This window comes from Arthrobacter sp. NPDC057013 (assembly GCF_042674585.1).
Lineage (GTDB): Bacteria > Actinomycetota > Actinomycetes > Actinomycetales > Micrococcaceae > Arthrobacter.
The window spans coordinates 67,804-89,389 of the sequence record NZ_JBHUSE010000016.1 but is presented as its reverse complement, the minus strand read 5'-3'; the positions used below and the strand labels follow the sequence as shown (position 1 = coordinate 89,389).

The following is a 21,586-nucleotide window of genomic DNA, read 5'->3' as shown; positions in this document are numbered from 1 at the left end:
GCGCCCAGTTATCTAGAGGAATTCTATCGTGAAACATGGTCGATCCCCGCATTGGCAGGGCGCCGACGCGGCCCGATGTGCCCCTCGCTGGCCATTGGCCCCGCCTGCAAGGCTCCAGCAGTCCCCGTTTTGGGCTCCTATACGGCCGACGGCGGTTTGAGCGCCCTGCACGCCGTTTGAGCTGTCGGCGCTATCCGTACGTGTCCCTGGGGCCGCGTCCGTTGACGGTGCGTCCGCCCTTGCGCCAGTTCGGTGCCGCCGGCCCCAGCACCTGGATGCTGGTGACCACGCCATCTCCGAGTTCGGTGCGGAACTTTTCCAGCAGGCTCATGCTGAGCAGCCGGAGCTGCGTGGCCCAGGCAGTCGAGTCGCACCGGACATGGAGGGTGGTGTCAGTGAAGCTTTCCGGGGTGCAGTGGGCGGCGATTTCCGGTCCCACCAGCGCCGGCCACTCGGCCATGACCGAGCCCACGGCCACCGGGGAGGTCCAGCCGCGTTCGGCGACCAGCCGGCCCACGACTTTTCCCAGCCCCAGGGGATCGCGGCCGGTGGAGTGGAACTGGCTGAAGCCCCGCGTACTCTGGGCTGCGGTGCGCGGTTTTTGGTTGGCACCTGCCCGCGGCGCCTTCCGGCGGACCTCGCCACGTGCGGCCGCTGCCTCACGCATCCTGTTCAGCGCCGCCTGGGCGGCATCGATTTCATCGGGATCCCGGCCAGGCTGCCGGCTGCCGTCCTTATCCCTGTTCATCGATTCCTCCCGGAATGACCTTCACCCGCCGGCCCGCAAGCTCGTCCGGAATATCGGCGTCGACGGCGGCGGTCACCAGCACCTGCTCGGCGCCGGCAACTATTGCGGCCAGTTTACGCCGCCGCTGGACATCGAGTTCGGCGAACACGTCGTCCAGGATGAGGATCGGCGCCGAGCCTCCGGTGCGGGCGTCGTCGAGCATGACGTAATAGGACGCCAGCCGGAGGGACAGGCACATGGACCACGTTTCACCGTGCGAGGCGTACCCCTTGGCGGGGGCCTGCCCCAGTACGAGTTCCAGCTCGTCCCGGTGCGGCCCCACCAGCGAGATGCCCCTTTCGAGTTCCTTGCGGCGGGACGCCGCGAAGGCCTGGATGTAGCGCTCGGCGAGCTCATCCACGGTCAGCCGGCGAAGATCCTCGGCCTGGGTACCCGGCCCGGATGGTGCCGTCGAAGCGCCGGCGGGCTCGCCGTCGTCGTCCATCATGTTCTGCAGCGTTGACCGGTAAACCGCGTCCGCAGCCTTGGAGCCGTCGGTGAGCTGGGCGTACGCATTGTTGAGGTGGGGCCGGAGGCGCTCGACAAGTTCCAGCCTGGCATGGAGCAGTTCCGCCCCTGCGCGGGCCATGTGCTGGTCCCACACATCGAGGGTGGCTTCGTGGCCGGTTGTGAACTTCCCGGAACGTGCCGACTTCAGCAGTGCGTTGCGCTGTTTCAGCACACGGTCGTAGTCGCTGCGGGTGGCGGCGTGCCGGGGAATGAGGCTCACCAGAAGCTCGTCCAGGAAGCGGCGGCGGTTCGACGGGTCGCCCTTCACGAGCGCCAGGTCCTCGGGAGCGAACAGGACGGTGTGGCAGATGCCCAGAAGGTCGCGGGCACGGACCGGATTGCTGCGGTTGATGCGCCCACGGTTGGCCCGGCCGCCGTTGATCTCCAACTCCAGGATGGTGGACTGTTCACCCCGGACCAGCTTCGCCCGAATCAGGGCGCGGTCGGTTCCGAACCGGAGCAGCGGACCATCAGCACTGACCCGGTGGGAACTGAGGGTGGCCAGGTAGCCGATGGCCTCCATCAGGTTGGTCTTGCCGATTCCGTTGGAGCCAACCAGGACCGTGACGCCCGGGTCAAACCGGAGATCCACTTGGGCGTAGCTGCGGAAATCCGTCAGGGACAGGTGTTCTAGATACACTACTTGGCTGGCCGGCTGGCATGCCCGCCGAACTGGTGGCGCAGCGCGGACACCATCTTCATGGCCGGCGAGTTGTCCTCGCGGGAGGCGAAGCGGGCAAACAGTGCAGCGGTGATCGCGGGGGCCGGCACCGCGTTGGCGATCGCCTCTTCCACGGTCCAGCGGCCTTCACCGGAGTCTTCGACGTAGTCGTCGATCGACGCCAGTCCGGGATCCTCGTCCAGGGCTTTCACCATGAGGTCCAGCAGCCAGGACCGGACAACGGTTCCCTTTTGCCAGGCGCGGAAAGTACCGGGCAGGTCGGTGACGATTTCCTTGGCGGCAAGGAGTTCGTAACCTTCGGCGTAGGCCTGCATCAGGCCATACTCGATGCCGTTGTGCACCATCTTGGCGTAGTGGCCAGCGCCGACGCCGCCCACATGGACGAAGCTGTCCGCGCGGTCGCCTTCAGGACGGAGCGCGTCGAAGACCGGCAGGGCGCGTTCGATGTCCTCGGCGTCGCCGCCGGCCATGAGCCCGTAGCCGTTCTGCAGGCCCCAGACTCCGCCGGAGACACCGCAGTCAGCGAAGCGGATGCCCTTTTCAGCCAGCACGGCGCCATGCTTCTGGTCCTCCGTGAACCGGGAATTGCCGCCGTCGATCACCATGTCGCCGGGCTGCAGTTTGGCCCCGAGCTCGGTGATGACGGCGTCGGTGATTTCACCGGCTGGGACCATGACCCAGATGAGGCGCGGCGCGGGAAGCGCGGCAATGAGCTCGTCCGTAGATGCGACATCGGTGACCTCGGGGTTGCGGTCGAAGCCGGTGACCTCGATCCCGCCTTTGCGCAGCCGTTCGCGCATGTTGAAGCCCATTTTTCCAAGGCCGATCAGTCCGATATGCACCGTGTGAACTCTTTTCTGCGCGGATGGTTGGGGCAGGATGGGCCTAGTTAGGCAGGCGCACCGGCATCACGAGGTAGCGGTAGTCGTCCTGGTCCTCGCCGTCGACGTCGTTCTGCGCGGTAATCATGGCGGGCTTGGGTGCCGTGGTGAAGGAAAAGCGCACGAACTTGGTTTCAATCACGCTGAGGCCCTCAACCAAGTAGTGCGGGTTGAAGGCAACCGTGATGTCATCGCCGGACAGCTGTGCTTCGAGCTCTTCGGAGGCCTGGGCGTCCTCGCCGGTGCCGGCGTCGAGGTGCAGTTGGCCCTGGGTGAACGCGAGCCGGACCGGGGTGTTGCGTTCCGCCACCAGCGAGACACGGCGGACAGCCTCCACCAGCTCCTGGGTCTGCACGGTGGCGTGGATTGGGGTGGAGTCCGGGAACAGCGAACGGATCTTGGGGTAGTCGCCGTCGACCAGCAGCGAGGTGGTGGTGCGGCCGCCGCTTTCGAAGCCGATGAGCCGGCTGTCGTCGTCGGCGATGGCGAGGTTGATGTCACCGCTGCCGCCCAGAGTCTTGGCAACCTCGTTGAGTGTCTTGGCCTTGACAAGGGCACTGGTCGAGATGCCCGGAGTGATGGGCTTCCAGGGAACTTCCCGCATGGCGAGGCGGTAACGGTCCGTCGCCAGGAGGGTGATGAGATCGTCCTCGATCTCCATGCGCACGCCGGTGAGGATGGGAAGGGTGTCGTCCTTGCTCGCGGCGATGATCACCTGGGAGACGGCCTGGGCGAACGCGTCGCCGGCAACAGTTCCGGTGATCGTGGGCAGTGCAGGCAGCGGCGGGTATTCAGCCTCGGGCATGGTGGCCAGGTGGAAGCTGCTTCGGCGGCAGGTGAGCGTCACCTTGTTGCCGTCGGTTTCGATGTCCACCGGTGCCGAAGGCAGGCTGCGGCAGATGTCAGCCAGGAGCCGGCCGGAGACCAGGATGGTGCCTTCGTCCCTGATGTCGGCAGGAATTTCAAGCCGTGCGGAGGTCTCGTAATCGAAGCTGGACAGGCTGACGGTCCCGGATTCGGCCTTGAGAAGGAGGCCGGAAAGCACGGGTACGGGCGGCCGCGGAGACAACGACCGGGCTGTCCATGTGACGGCTTCTGCCAGGACGTCCCGTTCGACTCTGAACTTCACGGAAGGGTGCCGCCTTTCATTGCTGCTGCCATTTTCTGAACGGGAACTCGGTAAGAGCCCACAAGACCGTTGCCCCCAAGTCCCGGAACCTGCATGGTCCGCGCATGGCCGACCGCAAACAGACCCAGGGATGGGAGCGCTGCAGACAGCTTAGCCGGAACTACAGGCATTCCCCATCCCCGGCTCTTGATGCCGGCTTGGCCGGCGGCCTGTGGCCGGGCCATCGGTCGGTGCGGTGAAGGTCCGGGAACGAGATTGTTGTTTGAGGGATTTCAATTTTTTGGGATTAGTAGTGTTAATAACTGCTGTGGAAACTGTGGATAACCCGGTTTCCCGGCGCGGATCCGCGGTTAAGCCCTGTTCATGGACTGTGGGTTCGGCAGGTTTTAAACAGGCTGTGGATGGGGACAAGATTTTTGCCGGTTTCGGTGATCCACAGACGCCTTAAGGGTTTTAAGCCCATTAACCGCGGTTGTCCCCTTAACTGTCCACAGGCTTATCCACATGCACCTGTTAATAAGGTTAAGTACCTTGGATCAGGAGTCGCGCTGCTGCTGCTTGATCCGGTTGGTGAGCTCCGTAACCTGGTTGTAAATCACACGGCGCTCGGCCATGAGTTCACGGATCTTGCGGTCGGCGTGGATCACGGTGGTGTGGTCGCGGCCGCCGAGCTCCTGGCCGATCTTGGGAAGCGACATGTCGGTCAGCTCGCGGCACAGGTACATGGCGATCTGCCGTGCCGTCACCAGCGTCCGGGTCCGGGACTTGCTGCAGAGTTCCTCCATGCTGAGCTTGAAGTAGTCCGCAGTCTGCTGCAGGATCTGGCCCGAGGTGATTTCCTGGGCGCCGTCGTCGGTGATGAGGTCCTTGAGCACCATCTCCGCCAGGGCCACGTCCACCGGTTGGCGGTTGAGGCTGGCGAAAGCCGTGACGCGGATAAGGGCGCCTTCGAGTTCGCGGATGTTGCTGGCGATCTTCGATGCGATGTACTCCAGCGCGTCATCCGGGGCGGACAGGCCTTCGCTCAGGGCCTTCTTCCGGAGGATGGCGATACGGGTTTCGAGTTCGGGCGGCTGGATGTCCGTGAGCAGGCCCCACTCGAAGCGGGATTTCATCCGGTCCTCGAACCCTGCCAGCAGCTTGGGCGGCTGGTCCGAGGTGATGACTACCTGCTTGTTGTTGTTGTGCAGCGAGTTGAACGTGTGGAAGAACTCCTCCAGCGTCCGGTCCTTGCCGGCAAGAAACTGGATGTCATCAATCAGCAGGACGTCGACGTTGCGGTAGGTCGTCTTGAAGCTGGCGCCCTCGTCGTCCCGGATCGAGTTGATGAAATCGTTGGTGAATTCCTCGGAGTTGACGTACCGGACGCGGATGCCGCTGTACAGGCGCCGGGCGTAATGGCCGATGGCGTGCAGCAGGTGCGTCTTGCCCAGACCCGAGTCGCCGTAGATGAATAGCGGGTTGTAGGCCTTGGCTGGGGCTTCGGCCACGGCGACGGCTGCGGCATGGGCAAACCGGTTGGAGGATCCGATCACGAAGGTGTCGAAGACGTACTTGGGATTTAGCCGCCCGAATTCGTGTGAAGTGCTCGGCAGCATGGGCTGCGGCTTCTGCTCGATGGAGGGATCGTTTACGAGGGAAAGCTCGACGGCGGGTTCCGGCTCTTCGTGGATGGGCACCAGATCGGTGTCGACGTCGATCGCGCAACGGATGTCATCCGAGAAGACGTTGCGGAGCGCGTCGTCGAGAGCGTCCTTGACCTGGGTCTGGAGCACTTCGCGGGTCAGTTCGTTGGGCACGGCGACGAGGAGGGTGGAACCGATCAGGCCCTGCGCCTGCGCGAGGATGACAAAGCCGCGTTGCCGGGGCGAGACGCGGTCGTCCTGTTCGAGAAGAGTCACCACGCGCCGCCAGGAACTTCCGACAGTGTTGGCGTGGTTGGCTTCGTCTACTGTCATCAAATTTGGTTCCTCAAAGCTTGCTGCCTGCATTACATGCAGCCGCAAGCCCGGAACCAGGATGCTGGCCCGGCTGAATCCACAGGGTTATGCACAGTCCGTGGATAATCGGCTACTGGGACACTCTAGGGGATGAAAAGCCTAGAAGATAGCTGGGAAGTGCCTTGTGGATAATTACACCGTTGTGGTTCGAAAACGGCAGTTGTGAGCCGCTTCATCCACAGGTTCAGTGCCCCGTTAGCCACAGCTGGGGAAACACGCCGGACGGCCAGCTGGTTTGACTCCCGGCGGCGTTTTGCCCTAACGTTGTGGAGTCCTTTGTGCCTGCTTTCTGACCCCATTTTGGACTTCCGGACACTTCCCGTGTTCGGAAAAACCTGGGGGAAGCAGACACATACAAAACTTAGCGTCGGCCAGTTCTTCCCCTTTACTGATCGGGTGGGCGCACCTTTGATCCACTGGAGTAACTAACGTGAGCAAGCGGACTTTTCAGCCGAATAACCGCCGTCGGGCCAAGAAGCACGGCTTCCGCCTTCGTATGCGCACCCGTGCCGGCCGCGCCATCCTGGCCGCCCGCCGTGGCAAGGGCCGCACCGAACTGTCGGCCTAAATACTGACTTGTCGGTCTTCTTCCTTCTGCGAGATTAGCGGTGCTTGCCACCCGGAACCGCCTGAGGACTTCAACCGATTTTTCAACAACTGTACGTTCCGGCGTCCGCAATGGACGCCGGAACGTAGTGTTATATACGGCAACTATAGGAGCCGACGAGCCCAGCCGCATCGGGTTCATCGTTTCCAAAGCTGTCGGGAACGCTGTTGCCAGGAACCTCGTTAAGAGGAGACTTAGAGAAGCCGGCGCTGTCTCGTTGCGCGAGTACGGCACCGGATTCGCTATTGTGGTGCGTGCTTTGCCCGCCTCCGCAACAGCCAGCTGGGATGAACTCCTGGCGGACTACAACGCCGCCTTGGAAAACACCATGAGGCGGCTGGCTGGCCGCCTTCCGGCGGTGACCGGAAAACGGCCAGCTGGAACGCCACCGGACGCAACAACACAGGAAGGGACACAGCGTGCTTGACCCGACTGCCGCCGTCGTCCGTTCCCCCAAGTCCGCAGCAGCGGCCACGGGCAGCTTCATCTGGAACCTGCCCCGCAATATCCTCATTCTTCTTCTTCTGGCCTACCGCAAGGTGGTTTCGCCCTTGTACGGCCAGGTTTGCCGCTTTTTTCCCTCCTGCTCGGCCTATGCGCTTGAAGCAGTCACCGTCCACGGTGCTGTCAAGGGCAGCTGGCTCGCGGCCAGGCGCCTGGCACGCTGCCACCCGTGGAACGCCGGTGGCGTGGACCATGTCCCCGCCGGCCACCGGGAATGGCCTGAAAACCAGACCCCCAGAATTGTTGTGCTGAATAACCCGGACAAGTACCTGGCTGCTCAGACTGATGAAGAAGGCCGCGCTGCGGCCTGACGAATAGGGAAATCGTATGGACTTCTTTGGAACAATCATGGCCCCGTTCAAATGGCTGGTCTCAGTCATTATGGTCGGCTTCCATGACGGATTGAGCTTCATCGGCCTGCCGGCCGCGAACGGCTGGACCTGGACGCTGTCCATCATCGGGCTGGTGCTGGTGATCCGTGCCGCCCTGATCCCTGTGTTCGTCAAGCAGATCAAGGCCCAGCGCGGGATGCAGTTGCTGCAGCCCGACCTGAAGAAGATGCAGGACAAGTACAAGGGCAAGACCGACCAGCTTTCCCGCCAGGCCATGGCGCAGGAGCAGATGGCCCTGTACAAGAAGCACGGCACCAACCCGTTCTCTGCCTGCCTCCCGATGCTCATCCAGATGCCGTTCTTCTTTGCGCTGTTCCAGGTGCTCTCCGGCATCAGCTCCGCCAAGGCGGGCGGACAGGGCATCGGCGCCATGAGCCCTGAGCAGGTCAAGCAGTTCGACGAGTCCAGCATCTTCGGCGCGCCGCTCTCCGCCACCCTCCTTCACGGCACGCCTCCCGGCGGAAACGTCGTGGCGGTGTGGATCCTCTCCATCGTGATGATCCTTGCCATGACGGCCTCGCAGTTCATCACGCAGAAGCAGATCATGGCCAAGAACATGTCCGAGGAGGCCATGGCCAGCCCGTTCATGCGCCAGCAGAAGATGATGCTGTACATCCTGCCCATCGTCTTCGGCGTGGGCGGCATCAACTTCCCCATCGGTGTCCTGATTTACTGGACGACCACCAACCTGTGGACCATGGGCCAGCAGTTCTTTGTCATCCGCCGCATGCCGACGCCGGGATCCCCGGCCGCCAAGGCCCTCGCTGAGCGCCGTGCCGCCAAGGGTCTTCCGGCCCTTCCCATCCTGGGCGGTAAGAAGGTCGACGCCGAAGCGGAGGCAGCCGCCGCCGCTGCGGTTGCGCAGGCCCGGACGCAGCGCACTCAGCCACAACGTAAGAACAGGAAGAAGAAGTAATGTCTGTTGAGAGCTCTGAACATGCCCTTTCCGCTGAAGCCAGCGAAGACCAGGACTCCGTTGCCGGCACCGCAAACGCGGGCAAGGGCACGTCGGCAAGCCGCCTGGAAGAAGAGGGCGACGTCGCCGCCGACTACCTTGAGGAACTGCTCGACATTGCCGACATCGACGGCGACATTGACATTGAGGTCCGCAACGGGCGCACCTACATCTCGATCGTGACCGAGGAAGAGTCCGCCGGACTCGAGAGCCTCGTGGGCCGCGACGGCGAGGTGCTGGAAGCCCTTCAGGAGCTGACCCGTCTCTCCGTTCTGTCCGCGACGGAGAACCGCTCACGCCTGGTGCTGGACATCAACGGCTACCGCAAGGAACGCGCGGGCCACCTGCAGAAGATCGCAGAGGACGCCGTTGCCTCCGTCAAGGAAACCGGGGAGGCCGTTGCGCTGGAGCCCATGAGCGCCTACGAGCGGAAGATCGTGCATGACGCCGTCGCCGACCTTGGATTCGTCAGCGAGTCCGAGGGCGAGGGTGCAGGCCGGCACATCGTCGTTTCCGCCGACTGAACCGTTGGCTGACTTACTGATGGTTGAAATTACTGCAGCCGAGCGCCAGGCGGCGGAAAAGATCTTCGGCGACCGCTTTGGCCTCGCTGAGCGGTACGTCGAACACCTGGCGACCTCCGGGACCGAGCGTGGGCTCATTGGTCCGCGGGAGATCCCACGGCTCTGGGGACGCCATGTCCTGAACTGTGCGGTGATAGAAAGTGAGATACCCCAGGGCAGCCACGTGGCCGACGTCGGAAGCGGCGCCGGCCTGCCGGGCCTTTGCCTGGCCATTGCCCGTCCTGACCTCGAACTGACCCTGATAGAACCGCTGGAGCGCCGGGTGATCTGGCTGCAGGAAGTGGTTGATGATCTCGGGTTGAGCAACGTCACCGTCATGCGCACGCGTGCCGAACTTGCTGTCGGAATGGTGACGGCCGACGTCGTGACTGCCCGGGCTGTGTCCGCGCTGAGCAACCTTGCCGGCCTGACCATTCCGCTGCTCGGCGGCGAGGGTGAAGTCGTGGCCATCAAGGGCCGCAGCGCTGCCGAGGAGATTGAGAAGGCGGCCAAGGCCATCCGCAAGCTTGGCGGTGTGGAGACATCTGTTGTCACAGTAGGACAAAACCTGCTCGAGGAGCCCACCACGGTGGTGCGGATCGTAGTTAAGAAGACCCAAAAGAGCGCCTAGCCCCGCACGGTGCCGCGGGTCCATAGGGTGTAGCGGTTAGGCTAGAGAACGGCAGTGAAAAGCCGAACGAGAGTGAGAGTGTCCCAGTGACCAGTAGCGAAACCTCCACGCAGCGGATTCCCCCGTTCGTGTCCCTGGGGTCGGCGCGTGCCTTTGGTGTATCACCGGTCGCTACCACGGCAAATCAATTTAATCCGGTTGCAGGCACGGTCGCCGCCAAGGTTTCACGTGAAACCGCGGCCCGCGGCAACGTCCTGGACACCTTGGATGACTCGAGCCCGATCGCCCGCGAGCTCGCGCACGAGAACCGGCGGCGTGAGCGGCTCCTTGGCCGTAACCTGCCGAAGCCGGAGAAGACACGAATCTTCACGGTTTCAAACCAAAAAGGTGGGGTGGGTAAGACCACCACCACAGTGAACATCGCTGCGGCCCTCGCTGCGGCCGGCCTGAACGTCCTGGTCATCGACATCGACCCGCAGGGGAATGCATCCACGGCGCTGGGCATCGAGCACCATGCCGACGTCGACAGCATCTACGACGTGCTGATCAACGATGTGGCGCTTGAGGATGTAGTGGCCCAGTGCCCGGACATCAGCAACCTCATCTGCGCCCCGGCCACCATCCACCTGGCCGGTGCCGAGATCGAGCTGGTCTCCCTGGTGGCCCGGGAGCAGCGCCTCCGCCGTGCCATCGACGTCTATGCCAAAGCGCGGCAGAAGAAGGGCGAGCAGCGGCTGGATTACATCTTCATTGACTGCCCCCCGAGCCTTGGGCTGCTGACGGTCAACGCCTTCTGTGCGGCCAGCGAGGTACTCATCCCCATCCAGTGCGAGTACTACGCGCTCGAGGGCCTGAGCCAGCTGCTGAAGAACATCGAGATGATCCAGAAGCACCTGAACGCGGATCTGGAAGTCTCCACCATCCTGCTGACCATGTACGACGGACGGACCAATCTGGCAGCCCAGGTCGCCGCTGAAGTCCGCCAGCACTTCCCGGACCAGGTCCTTGACGCCGTCGTTCCCCGCTCTGTGCGGATCTCGGAGGCGCCGAGTTACCAGCAGACAGTGATGACCTACGATCCATCCTCCAGCGGCGCGTTGTCCTACCTGGAAGCCGCAGCAGAAATCGCTGAGCGTTAGAATTTTCCAAACACAGCAACAGCCGGAGCCCGGCATAGCCGGGCTCTTCCGATGGAGGGAATCATCCATGAGCGATAAGCGACGCGGGCTCGGTCGCGGTCTTGGCGCACTCATTCCAAGTTCCGCTTCCGCAGGCGCTTCGGGTAACGGAGCTGCTCCGTCGCGCCCTGTGGATCTCTTCTTCCCGGAGGCGCGGAAGACGGCTGAACCCGTTCCTGCTGTAGAGACCGACATGTCTGTCCCCAACGAAGCAGCGTCAAGCCGGTCCGGCCGGAAGACTGAGGGTTCGGCAGCGGTTGAAGCGGATACAAAGGACGCTTCGGATTCGGCAAAGCCCTCCACGGCCACGCCCGCGGCGAAGACTGCCGCCAAGGATGGCGGCGCAGCAAAGTCTGCCGGTGCGGCCAAGTCCGCTGGTGTGGCGGGGACCGCTACGAAGTCGGAGACTGTTGGTGTGGGTGCATCCGCAGCGGTTGAGTCTGGCGACGTTGATGCACCGAAGACTGCCGGTGACTCGCGTAAGGCTGACTCCGCCGCTGTCCGGGACAACGACGTCGAACTCGTCGAGGTGCCGGGTGTCCGTTTTGCGGAAATCCCGGTCACGGATATCCACCCCAACCGCAAACAGCCCCGTACCGTGTTTGATGAGGACGATATGGCGGAGCTTGTTCACTCCGTTCGCGAAATAGGTGTCCTCCAGCCAATTGTGGTGCGGACTTCAACCGAAACAGGTGGAGAACCGTACGAGCTGGTGATGGGTGAACGCCGGTGGCGGGCCGTGCAGGCCGCCGGCCTGGCCACGATCCCTGCGATTGTCCGCGATACGACGGATGACGACCTGCTCCGCGACGCTCTCCTGGAGAACCTGCACCGCAGCCAGCTTAATCCGCTCGAAGAGGCAGCCGCGTATCAGCAGCTGCTGGAAGACTTCGGCACAACGCACGAGCAGCTGGCTGACCGTATTGGACGCTCGCGCCCTCAGGTGTCCAACACCCTGCGGCTCTTGAAGCTCCCGCCCCTGGTGCAGCGTCGCGTTGCCGCCAATGTGCTCTCGGCGGGTCACGCCCGGGCTCTCCTCTCCCTTCCCGATGCAGCGTCCATGGAGCGCTTGGCACAGAAGATTGTGGCCGAGGGAATGTCCGTCCGTGCCACTGAGGAAGCGGTGACGCTGCACCGTGAACCGACAACGCCGGCCAAGAACAACATTCCCCGCCCGGGCGCGCGCCACGAGCGGTTGGATTACCTGGCCTCCTCGCTGTCGGACCGACTCGATACCAACGTGAAGATCTCGCTCGGCGCGCGCAAGGGCCGTGTGAGCATCGAGTTCGCGAGCGTTGAAGACCTCAACCGCATTATGGACGTCCTCGCACCAGGCAGCGACAACTAGATTCTCGATGGAAGAACAGGGCCCGTTCAGGTGAACGGGCCCTGTTCTGTTTGCACTCGCGGACCGTTTCGACGGCGGATCTCCCACATTGGGCTGTTCACACCGGCCGGCCCCTGGACGGATCGGCAGCGCTGCTGATCGGTTTCACGTGGATGCATCACGTGGTCGCGGAGTAAACCTGGGCAATTTGCCTCTCGAAGAACCTTGGGACTCAGGGCCTAAGAGTGGATACGGTGCGCAGCCGAACGTATGTGTCGTATCCGCCGTTGCTGCTGATTACAGTCGTGCCCTGTGTTGCCTGAGGCTGTGCCAGAGCGCTTCCAAGTGGGTCTGTGCAGCTTCTCGGCAGGTTACGTCTGGACGGGTGGTGTGGTGGGCAGCGTGCGCCCTACGTGCTGTGACTGCACGGCGCTGGGATTGTCCTGTCCCATCGATGCATAAGCTCCTCCAGAGGGCTAACGACGGTAGTGCGGACCTCTTGGGATGCAAGGGGTTGCAGAACCTCCAATTATTTGGTGGCGGTGCAGACTTCAAGAATGGCTGAATGGGGCGTGCTGTGGCTCTTCCGGATCGCTCGCAGATGCTTCTAATGGAGTTCTAGGACATGGCCAAGCATGGTGTCTGCCCTGACCGCCCGAAGTTGCCGCTGCCCCCTGGTCCGTGTTTCACGTGAAACCAGGTGGATATCGTCGCCAGTGCGGGCAGGAGTCTAAGTGCAAGTGCAAGTGCTGGGCAGGGTACAGTCGCCAGGCAGGGATCGGTCATTCTGCACTGCTTTGTCTTTCTCTGAAATCCCATACCTGTTCAATCGGTCCTCATGCGAAGGTTCAATCGGTCCTCATGCGAAGGGAATGGCGATCACACGGGGCGTTAGCAATTCCTGACCACGTCTCGCTTCACGCAAGGGTCCGATTCGGGGGGTGCAGAGAGCTGCATTCCCGCCCATTCCGTAGCCGCGAACCGATCGAGTCGCGTTGAACGAAGCTGACTACTTTCCGCTTCCGTACGCCTCCCCCTATCGTCTGAGACCGGTGGTCAATCGCGTTCGATCCTGGTCGGCCCGCGTTGCCCATATGTAGAGCCGCACTAGCCCATCGGCTGTGAGTCGAGGACAGTTCTTCATCCACCAAGTGCCAAACGGGTTGCCGGCGGCCGTAGCGTGGTGGCCACGTTTCACGTGAAACGCGGTGCGGACCGTTGACCGTCTTCTTCGCAAACCCCGGGCACCCAGGCTTCACGTGAAACAGACCGCGTGAGCCGGAAGGGTCTTAGCTTCGGCCTGGCAAGACAACTAGGAGTCTCCAAGGGCGGAGGGTTTCCGGGATGGGCGGCCGTGGGCGGACGTAAATGAAAATGGGCCGGAATGCCGGCCATGCGAGAGAGGCGACGGACGCAGAATTCAAGGAGCTGCAACGAGCCCACGAGACCGGACGCCACAGGTTCGGCGCGAGGACGCTACCACCACTGCCTAGGCCGGTGTTGCCTTGGCCGTCGGCATGCGCCCGCTTGGCTGTGCATGCCCGTTCGCCATTTCGTTCGCCGGGAGCCCGTGGTGTGATTACTCCGCCGGTACGCCAAAGCCGCGCGCATACTAGGGAGATGAAGGCTCCGCAAGAACGGATCGGCAGTCTACAGTTCAACTCGGAGACGCGGCTGATCGAAGGCCATATCCTAGGGCCGCTGCGCAGAATGGCCGCGTGCTCTCCATGCTCACCCTCGGTTCAATCTCGGCCGAGGACAGTTTCACGTGAAACGTACTCCAGCGGCCGTGCATTTGCCACCCGACGTAGAGATGTAAGGGGACGCAGGCACGCTGAGAGTTGCAGCCGGACCAAGGCAGCTTTGGAGTGCGTCGTCTCAACCTCACGCGGCGTGGGCCCCTCATGGTCCCCATCTCGTTGGTCTCCCCTCCCCCCAGGCGGAAGAGGAACGTTGAGGCGCCTGTGCCTAAAGAACACCTCAGGCCACCTCTGAATCCTGCTCATTGAGCTTCTGGAGTTCCGCAGGGAATTCCGCGCCCCAAACGCAGACGCTGCCACAGGAGCTTCGCCTACCCCGAATGCCCGCATCGCATTTGCTCCGAGCCGCCGGAGGAGGGGCCCGCCCCCGTTCATCCCAGTTGGCCCAGGCCGACATAAGCCGTGGCTGGCCACTCTCGGATACTGATGATCGCTCCTGCTGCTCATACTAAGGACTGCTGCCACGAACAGTCATCCGGCGGCCTCCCGGAGTTCTTCGAGTGTCCATGCCGCCGGTCAAGCATCTGGCGGCGTTCCCTTAGCGCCTCAGTAAGCCCCGGCGGCCGAATGCGCGCTCATGATTTACCAATGGACATATGGACACACTTCGGTGGTGATAACCCGGTGGATAAGGCTGTGGATAAACCTGTGGGTAAAGTTGGGGATATGACGAAGCGCGCGGACCGCGCCGGCCGTGTCCGGCGAACCCTATGGCGTCCCGACCCGTGACCTCTTCCTCGGCTGCCGAACGTGTTTCACGTGAAACGCGCCATGCCCGCCTGCGCTTGTGCGTGTCTGGCCGCTACATGCACGTTGTGAACGACCTTGATCAATCAAAATTGGTGGCTTAGAAGCCAATTGCACCGTACTAGTTCCAGCCGCGCAACGGCGGCGGGCGCCTGACGTGTAGCTGCGCAACTTGACGCCCTGGGTACCCGAGGCTTTGCTGACTGTGATTCTGGTCGCTGAGAGCACGATTCAATCCACAGGATCCAGGCTTGTGCTGTGGATAAGCATGTGGATTTCGCTGTGGATAAGACTGTGAATAATGTCATGGTGAGACTCGATACATCGGTACATGATGTGCCGCAAACTTGCCGATTACCGGACATCATGCGGTCTGTCCCGATGACTCCGGTCATCATTCTCAGTTTTCCAGGGGACATCTGCACGTGTGAATCTCGATCCATGGTGCGCCCGTGGACGGGGGCCGGCTGCTGGATGCACCAACTAGGAGTGTGCTCGGCTCTCTTCTGCCGCCGAGGTAGGCCCCAGGAAGCTCGCTAGACCCTCCGGAGCTTATAGCTGAGCACGGATGTGGATAGGGGACGGCCAAGTAAATGGTCCGGCACCTGGCCTAGGTTTGGACGTGCGCTCCGCCGATGGCGGCCGCGCGTGGGCACAGTTCGTCCGTGACTGCCACGTCCATGTCACGCAGGCTCATCGGTGTGCGGACGTTTCACATGGCCATATGGACCGGTGCTACGGCTTTGGTGTCGCGCCTAAGTCTGGCTTGGGCTCTCGGTATGGTTGCTACTGTCCAGGGGTTTCTACTGTCCAGGGCTTGCGGATTGGGTGATATTGGTGAGTTGGCCGGGGGGTCCTGAGGGCTGCGCTCCCCCGGCGTGGTGAAGACTAGGAGAGCGGTGGGTCGTTAGACTTCAACCTCTGTGAAGACCGGCAGGTCCCCTACGTCTCCCGGGGTTGCAGGCGAGTAGGACTCGAGGAGGATCGTCCTTTCGGACAGTGGCTTTGCCGGCAGGACGATGGCATGCGGGGCCAACAGTCTGCTGGCAAAATCCCTGCCTAAGTGTGTCCAGCGCGTGCAGAAGTCGATCCTTGCAGAGTGGTCCCAGGCGGCCTGGTTCAAGGCACGGGACGGCCCTGCGCATGCGGAGGATTACGTGCGATCGCATCGGGGTCTGAGCTGTCGTTGCGGTGGGCGCGACGTCGCGCTTCGGCCCAGGAACGAGCGAGCCTCCAGAACGGCGCTGTAAAAGGGGTGGACTCAGGCGTTGTTCGTGGCCCGGTCGGCACGGTCGGAGTGGTGAGCCCACTCCGCGGCTGGCTGCAGACCTCCTCCGTTCCTTGACGACTATGACCACCCATCTGCCCACCTGGCATGTGGATTGTGTTCTCTGCGAGGTAGAGGGGGTCATACATTTCCTGCATTACCGGCCGGTTTCACGTGAAACGTCGAGCTCGGCCCAGTTACGTGCCAATAATTCCGGACGCTGTAGTCCGCAGTTCAACCACGTGTATACCGAGCTCACTTGTCGCGGCTACCTGTTGCGGATCCTCGGTGATAGGACTGCGAAGTGTCAGGTCTGAACCCTCAGCGTGCATCGTGGGGACCCCCACCCGATTCGTGGCAACGCGAACCGGTGGTTGGGAGGATATGGTAGTGACGAAACCGAATAAGTGCGTATTTGCAAGAAATCATGCAAGCCCCGTCATCCGTCTTCGGACGGAGGGCCCGCCGACTGGATAGCATCCCGCGTCCCAGGGCCCGGCCCCTGCATGGGCGGCGATGTTTCACGTGAAACGCCCAGGGTACGCGCGGCAATAGAAGCCCTGTGGGCCCCCTGTTTCACGTGAAACCGAGTCGTGGTCTACTTCCGGTGGAGGGGGGGCGGCTTGCCTGATAAGTCGCTGCCAAAGGTGAAGGCGCCGCTCGATATGGACGGGCGCACGGTATGGGGCGCGGAAGCGCTCGACAGAGAGCGTGGCGCCATGACTTTGGCGCTCCCGACCAGGAGGACCAACCGCCCGGAGGGATGCGGCACGCGAAACTCCGGAGGGCACTGGGGACGACCTAAGTTCCCCATGGCAACGCGGTTGGCGGGAGTCCTAGCCTTCACTGCCTTCGCTGCTCCCCTGAGGATGGATGGACCCATAGAGCGCCGGGAACTGACTGGCATAGGCGCTGATTTAGGGGTCATTGAAGATACCGGTGGCGGGGATGCTCCTCGTGGCGCGCAGGCGGCCAACCGATCCGCCGACCTGATAGTTTTCCGCGGCTTCCGGCGGACACGCGCGTGTGAGAACGGCGTCTTCGACTGATGCTCCGGAATGTCAGATTGAATTCGGCTTGAGACCCGGATTCGTACAAAACCACAGATCGTGGTTGCACGGCGCCCAGACGTCTCTGCCGGGACCGTTCTGCAACCCGCTCCGTGAGCGTGCAGGTCGTGCTTCGTGCTTAGTAGTGTAGTTGCGGACGCGTTGCATGAGCTCCTTGGCTCTGTGGTCCCCGGCATCTGACGACTACTTTGCTCTCAATACGCTCTGAATCTCGGTTGCATATATGTATTCAGCTGGGGCTGTCTGGGACTGCTCGGCGCGGGTCCCCCCCAAAGGTTGCGAAAGGGAGCGGCGGCCGTTGCGGCTCAGGTTCCCCGCTGCACGGAAGCAGTCAGCGCCGGCAAGTTCCGTGACCACGGTCGGACCGCAACGTTTCACGTGAAACCCTCGTCGTCTTCTGTTCCGTTCCCGTCGATCGTGTAGTCCGAGCGAACTGACGGCTTCGATCTTGATGAGACAGGGTCGATACGCGCCGATGTAAGTAGAACTACGGGGCGTGGACGTGATGCTCAACGTGACGGGCGTACAGTCAGCGGTGCAAGCGGCGCTGCGGGTCGGTGTGCGATTTCAACCGCTTGCGTGACAGGCCCCCGCTGACCAGATACCGGCGACCCCAAATGCTTCGCGCTGGCAAAGCGCAGCACGGGTCTTCCGGGGTGTCAGCGCCAGGGGTCACCACAAAACTATTGCGCGCAGGTCGGAGCCGTGCGAGGTTGAGAACCACTGCGATCCTTCCGACCTCGGCCATCAACGGATCGCCCGTTTCACGTGAAACATCATCGGACTTATCCTCCGGCGGCCCGAAACAAAAGTTAAAGCACATGAGAACGGACTTCAGATCAGGACCGTACGCTGCTGGGCGCAATTGAAGCCAACTATGCACGGGACGCGGGAGTTACAGGGTGCACCCGGCCATAAACCGATTCTGCGGCAGTCAGAGGAACCGAAGGGATCTGGACGATAAAACACGAAGAATGAAACCGACGACGGGCTATTTCGAGCGGCTGACAGACGCTCCCAGGCAGCAGCCCCGGAATGATGCCGAGTACGGCCCAAAGTAGGGCCGCACCCATTCGGGGAAACAAACAAAAGGTGGCCACCGCTCCCCTCGGAGTGATGGCCACCTCTGCGGGCCTGATACCGTCCGGCCTGTCACGGTTACCGTGCGGGCATGGACCTGGCAGGACCGCTACCGCTAGGACAGAACGTCCGCGAATTCCTTCTCGAAGAACTGCTTCGGTTTGGCACCGATGACCGTGCTCTTCACCTCGCCGCCCTGGAACAGGTACACGGCGGGAATGGATGTGATGCCGTACTCGGCTGCGATGGCCGGGTTGTCGTCGACATTCACCTTGACGACGTTGACCTTCTCGCCGTACTCCACCGAGATCTCATCCAGGATGGGACCGAGCTTCCGGCACGGACCGCACCATTCGGCCCAGAAGTCAACGATTACCGGCTTGTCAGCGGCGAGTACGTCAGTGCTGAAGCTTGCGTCAGTTACGTCTTTTGCGTTGCTCATAACCCTTGTCTCTCTCTTCGAATGATTTTCCGCGCCGGTCAGGCGTGAAGGTCTGCGAGGTAGTGCTCCACGTCGATCGCTGCGACACAGCCGGAGCCGGAAGCAGTGATCGCCTGGCGGTAGGTCGGGTCCACGACGTCGCCGGCGGCGAAGACGCCCCTGACGCTGGTGCGCGAGCTGCGGCCGTCGACGGCGATGGTCCCGGCGTCCGTGATTTCGAGGCTGTCCTTGATCAGCTCGGTGCGCGGGTCGTTGCCGATCGCCACGAAGACGCCGGTCACGGCGAGTCCGGACTCGGTGCCGTCGATCAGGTTCTTCAGCTTCAGCCCGGTGACCTTGTCTTCACCGAGGACGTCCTCGACGGCGGTGTTCCAGATGAAGTTGATCTTCTCGTGGGCCTGCGCGCGGTCGCCCATGATCTTGGAGGCCTTCAGCGTGTCGCGGCGGTGCACCACGGTGACGGACTTTGCGAACTTGGTGAGGAAGAGTGCTTCCTCCATGGCCGAGTCGCCGCCGCCGATCACTGCGATGTCCTGGTCCTTGAAGAAGAAACCATCGCAGGTTGCGCACCAGCTAACACCGTGGCCGGAGAGCCGCTTTTCGTTGGCCAAGCCGAGCTCGCGGTATGCCGATCCGGTGGACAGAATGATGGCGCGGGCGCGGAAGGTCTCCCCCGTTGCGATGGTGACAGTCTTGATGTCGCCGTCGAGGTCCAGGGAGGTGACGTCCTCGAACTGGATTTCGGTGCCGAAGCGGGCAGCCTGCTTTTCGAAGTTCTCCATGAGGTCCGGCCCCATGATGCCCTCGGGAAAGCCCGGGTAGTTTTCGACGTCGGTGGTGTTCATGAGCTCACCGCCCGCGGTAACGGAGCCAGCCAGCAGCAGCGGCTTCAAATTGGCGCGGGCCGTGTACACGGCGGCTGTATAGCCTGCGGGGCCGGAGCCGACGATGATGACATCACGTACTTCTGACGTGCTGTTTTCTGCGGTGCTCACTGAACGGTGAACCTCTTCCTTTGTCGATGCGCCAGCCTTCCGGCCAGCCACAGGGCACAACTGATTGGCAGTGTGGAATATTCCAAACGTACTTGGAGGCAGGCGAGAACGCCCGTGCCTGCACGGACACACCGCCACGGGACTTTCCACAAGGGTACCGTCTCCGACAGCCTCAGGGCATGCCGGTTACGCCCGGAAGGAATGTGGCTGCCGGATGGCAGGTTCGCCTACTGGACCTTGATCTCCGCGAGCCGCAGGCCGTAGCCAAAGCGGGTCTTCGGGGCTGCGAGCTTGGGCAGGTTCTTGATGGAGATGATGACGTACTGGGCGGTCACCGGTTCGGCCAGCGGCATGGTGAGGTCAGGCGAGGTGAAGCTGTTGGTTCCCACCTGCTTCGCACCGTCCAGCGACGGGCGGTCATTGGTGTAGACCGTGATGCTTCCGCCCGAGGCACCCAACTGGTTCAGGGTGATCGAGGAGACCTGGGAAGGGCTCTTGAGCTTGACCACCAGCGGGACTCCGTCGGGAGCAAGGCCGCCCCAGTCCTCGGTGGCAAATTCCATGTCTGACCAGTAGCTGGCTGCATTTCCGTCGAACGCCTTGCCGAGGTCGTCGTCGTACGTCGCAGCGAAATCAAAGCTGCCCTGGCGGGTGATCCCCTCGATGGCCGGCGGCCCTGCCGCCGGAGCCGTGCTCTTGGTCGGCGTTCCGGTACTCGGCTTGGCAGCGGCCGACGGCGGTGCGCTGGCTCCGGGGGTCGCTTCCGTCTGGGGTGCGCTCTTGAAGAGGCTGCCCAGGTTGGTCACGGCGAAGATGAGTCCGACGATCAGGACGGCCGCGAGAAGGCCGCCGACAAGCCACCGCATGGAACGCGGTTCCTTCTGGGGCTCATCGTCGTCATCGTCGTAATAACCCGTAGCGGGAGCGGCGCCGGTACGGGCGACGGCGGGGAAGTTGCCTGCACGGCGGTCCGGCTCGTGCGCACTGCTGCCCTCGTCGTCGTCGTAGTCGTCTTCGGGAACGTAGTCATAGTCGTTCTCGGACCACAGCGACACCTTCGACGAGTTGTGGCCGTCGCCGGAAGCTGCGGCAGCTCCGGCTGCCGCTGCACCTGCGCCGGCGGCGCCGCGGGCGTCGTTTCCGGAGCGGTTGGTGTTGCGCTGCAGCAGTGCCTGCTCGACGTTGTCGTGCTGGACGGTTGCCTCTACCGCGTCCTGCTCGTAGCCGCTACCCGGCTGAACCGGCTGCGGTGCGGTCGTCTCAGGGACGGCCTGCCTGTTTCCCTGCGAACCAGCAGCACCGGCTGCCGCACCGGCACCACCTGCCACACCGGCGGCAGCTGCACCCGCGGCCGGACCAGCGGCGGGGCGGGCGGGCGGGAGCGGCGGCACAACGGGAGCCTTCCGCACCGGCGCCGTGGGTGCCTGCACGGGCGCCGGGCTGCCGGAATCCGTGGCCGCGTGGGCTGAGGCCCCGTGGCCGGACCGGCTGGCGGCGGGGCTTGGCGCGGTGGCAGGGTACTGCCCGCCTGGCCGGGACTGGCTTCCGCTGTACTCCTGGTCGCCGTTGTAATTGATGTACCCGGCTTCGACCTCGTCGTCTTCGTCGTAGGTCTCGGGTTCGTGGGACCGCGCCTGGCCGAAGATCTCGCTGCCCAGGGTGTCGGTGAAGAACGGCTCCACGTAGGGCGGGTTGGACGCGACCACAAGGTCCAGCAGGTCCGCGGCGGAGGTGTGGTTGGTGATCAGGTACGTCGTTGCGTCGCTGACTCCAAGGTCAAGGATCTGGACGTTCCCGGGGCGCTCCCCCGTGGCCACCTCGCGGGCGCTCTGCGCCACCTGGTCGGCGTTGTACGGGCCGGCCACGAGAATGCTGACCGGACGGTTCAGCACCTGGTCCACACCGTCCAGCACCAGATCCTGGTCATGCGAACTCAGCACTGTGGCCGTGACCTTGTAGCGGCCGCCAAGTACTGATCCGACATCGATCGGGTGGGACACGTGTTCCTCCTAGCCTGTCCGGGAATTGCTTCTGGCCTTGGCGATGCATCGCCCGGGAAGGCCTCCGGTGAACCGGCGG

Annotated in this window: 16 protein-coding genes; 8 read left to right on the top strand and 8 right to left on the bottom strand. The window is 63.0% G+C overall.

What is annotated here, in order from left to right:
* Nucleotides 1–190: 190 nt before the first annotated feature.
* The 5 genes from ACFTSA_RS18120 to dnaA form a co-directional block, all read right to left on the bottom strand.
* A complete protein-coding gene (locus tag ACFTSA_RS18120) occupies nucleotides 191–748 on the bottom strand; it encodes a DUF721 domain-containing protein (protein WP_377953023.1) in 558 nt (185 codons plus the stop codon).
* Nucleotides 735–1,937 (bottom strand): DNA replication/repair protein RecF, encoded by a 1,203-nt coding sequence (recF, locus tag ACFTSA_RS18115; protein ID WP_377953022.1) that lies wholly within the window; start codon nucleotides 1,935–1,937, stop codon nucleotides 735–737. Before recF ends, ACFTSA_RS18120 begins: the two co-directional genes overlap by 14 nt.
* Nucleotides 1,937–2,857 carry a phosphogluconate dehydrogenase (NAD(+)-dependent, decarboxylating) gene (gene gnd / locus ACFTSA_RS18110; protein WP_377953054.1) on the bottom strand — a complete coding sequence of 307 codons (921 nt, stop codon included), beginning with the start codon at nucleotides 2,855–2,857 and terminating at the stop codon, nucleotides 1,937–1,939. Before gnd ends, recF begins: the two co-directional genes overlap by 1 nt.
* 7 nt (nucleotides 2,858–2,864) lie before the next feature.
* Nucleotides 2,865–3,989, bottom strand: a complete 1,125-nt coding sequence (dnaN, locus tag ACFTSA_RS18105; protein ID WP_377953021.1) for a DNA polymerase III subunit beta — start codon at nucleotides 3,987–3,989, stop codon at nucleotides 2,865–2,867.
* A gap of 536 nt (nucleotides 3,990–4,525) precedes the next feature.
* Nucleotides 4,526–5,947, bottom strand: coding sequence for a chromosomal replication initiator protein DnaA (gene dnaA / locus ACFTSA_RS18100; protein WP_377953019.1), 1,422 nt, complete (start codon nucleotides 5,945–5,947; stop codon nucleotides 4,526–4,528).
* A 472-nt stretch (nucleotides 5,948–6,419) separates the two neighbouring features.
* Between dnaA and rpmH the strand changes: the two genes are divergently transcribed.
* The 8 genes from rpmH (at nucleotide 6,420) to ACFTSA_RS18060 (ending at nucleotide 12,167) form a co-directional block, all read left to right on the top strand.
* A complete protein-coding gene (rpmH, locus tag ACFTSA_RS18095; RefSeq protein WP_003800212.1) occupies nucleotides 6,420–6,557 on the top strand; it encodes a 50S ribosomal protein L34 in 138 nt (45 codons plus the stop codon).
* Between the two features lie 40 nt (nucleotides 6,558–6,597).
* Nucleotides 6,598–7,023, top strand: coding sequence for a ribonuclease P protein component (gene rnpA / locus ACFTSA_RS18090; protein WP_377953018.1), 426 nt, complete (start codon nucleotides 6,598–6,600; stop codon nucleotides 7,021–7,023).
* Nucleotides 7,016–7,411: a membrane protein insertion efficiency factor YidD gene (gene yidD / locus ACFTSA_RS18085; protein WP_377953017.1), complete on the top strand. Its 396-nt coding sequence runs from the start codon at nucleotides 7,016–7,018 to the stop codon at nucleotides 7,409–7,411. The genes rnpA and yidD overlap by 8 nt, the downstream gene beginning before the upstream one ends.
* 16 nt (nucleotides 7,412–7,427) lie before the next feature.
* Nucleotides 7,428–8,408 (top strand): membrane protein insertase YidC, encoded by a 981-nt coding sequence (gene yidC / locus ACFTSA_RS18080; RefSeq protein ID WP_377953016.1) that lies wholly within the window; start codon nucleotides 7,428–7,430, stop codon nucleotides 8,406–8,408.
* The gene (locus ACFTSA_RS18075) at nucleotides 8,408–8,971 is read left to right on the top strand and encodes a protein jag (protein WP_377953014.1); all 564 of its coding nucleotides are present in this window, start codon (nucleotides 8,408–8,410) and stop codon (nucleotides 8,969–8,971) included. Before yidC ends, ACFTSA_RS18075 begins: the two co-directional genes overlap by 1 nt.
* 19 nt (nucleotides 8,972–8,990) lie before the next feature.
* A complete protein-coding gene (gene rsmG / locus ACFTSA_RS18070) occupies nucleotides 8,991–9,641 on the top strand; it encodes a 16S rRNA (guanine(527)-N(7))-methyltransferase RsmG (RefSeq protein WP_377953013.1) in 651 nt (216 codons plus the stop codon).
* An 86-nt stretch (nucleotides 9,642–9,727) separates the two neighbouring features.
* Nucleotides 9,728–10,780: a ParA family protein gene (locus tag ACFTSA_RS18065; RefSeq protein WP_377953011.1), complete on the top strand. Its 1,053-nt coding sequence runs from the start codon at nucleotides 9,728–9,730 to the stop codon at nucleotides 10,778–10,780.
* A 67-nt stretch (nucleotides 10,781–10,847) separates the two neighbouring features.
* Nucleotides 10,848–12,167, top strand: coding sequence for a ParB/RepB/Spo0J family partition protein (locus ACFTSA_RS18060; protein ID WP_377953009.1), 1,320 nt, complete (start codon nucleotides 10,848–10,850; stop codon nucleotides 12,165–12,167).
* A gap of 6,018 nt (nucleotides 12,168–18,185) precedes the next feature.
* On the opposite strand, the gene trxA is transcribed toward ACFTSA_RS18060, so the two are convergent.
* The 3 genes from trxA to ACFTSA_RS18045 form a co-directional block, all read right to left on the bottom strand.
* On the bottom strand, nucleotides 18,186–18,512 hold the full coding sequence (gene trxA, locus ACFTSA_RS18055) for a thioredoxin (RefSeq protein ID WP_003800194.1): 327 nt from the start codon (nucleotides 18,510–18,512) through the stop codon (nucleotides 18,186–18,188).
* 38 nt (nucleotides 18,513–18,550) lie between these two features.
* A complete protein-coding gene (trxB, locus tag ACFTSA_RS18050) occupies nucleotides 18,551–19,507 on the bottom strand; it encodes a thioredoxin-disulfide reductase (protein WP_377953008.1) in 957 nt (318 codons plus the stop codon).
* 227 nt (nucleotides 19,508–19,734) lie between these two features.
* The gene (locus tag ACFTSA_RS18045) at nucleotides 19,735–21,507 is read right to left on the bottom strand and encodes an ABC transporter substrate-binding protein (protein ID WP_377953007.1); all 1,773 of its coding nucleotides are present in this window, start codon (nucleotides 21,505–21,507) and stop codon (nucleotides 19,735–19,737) included.
* Nucleotides 21,508–21,586: the final 79 nt, after the last annotated feature.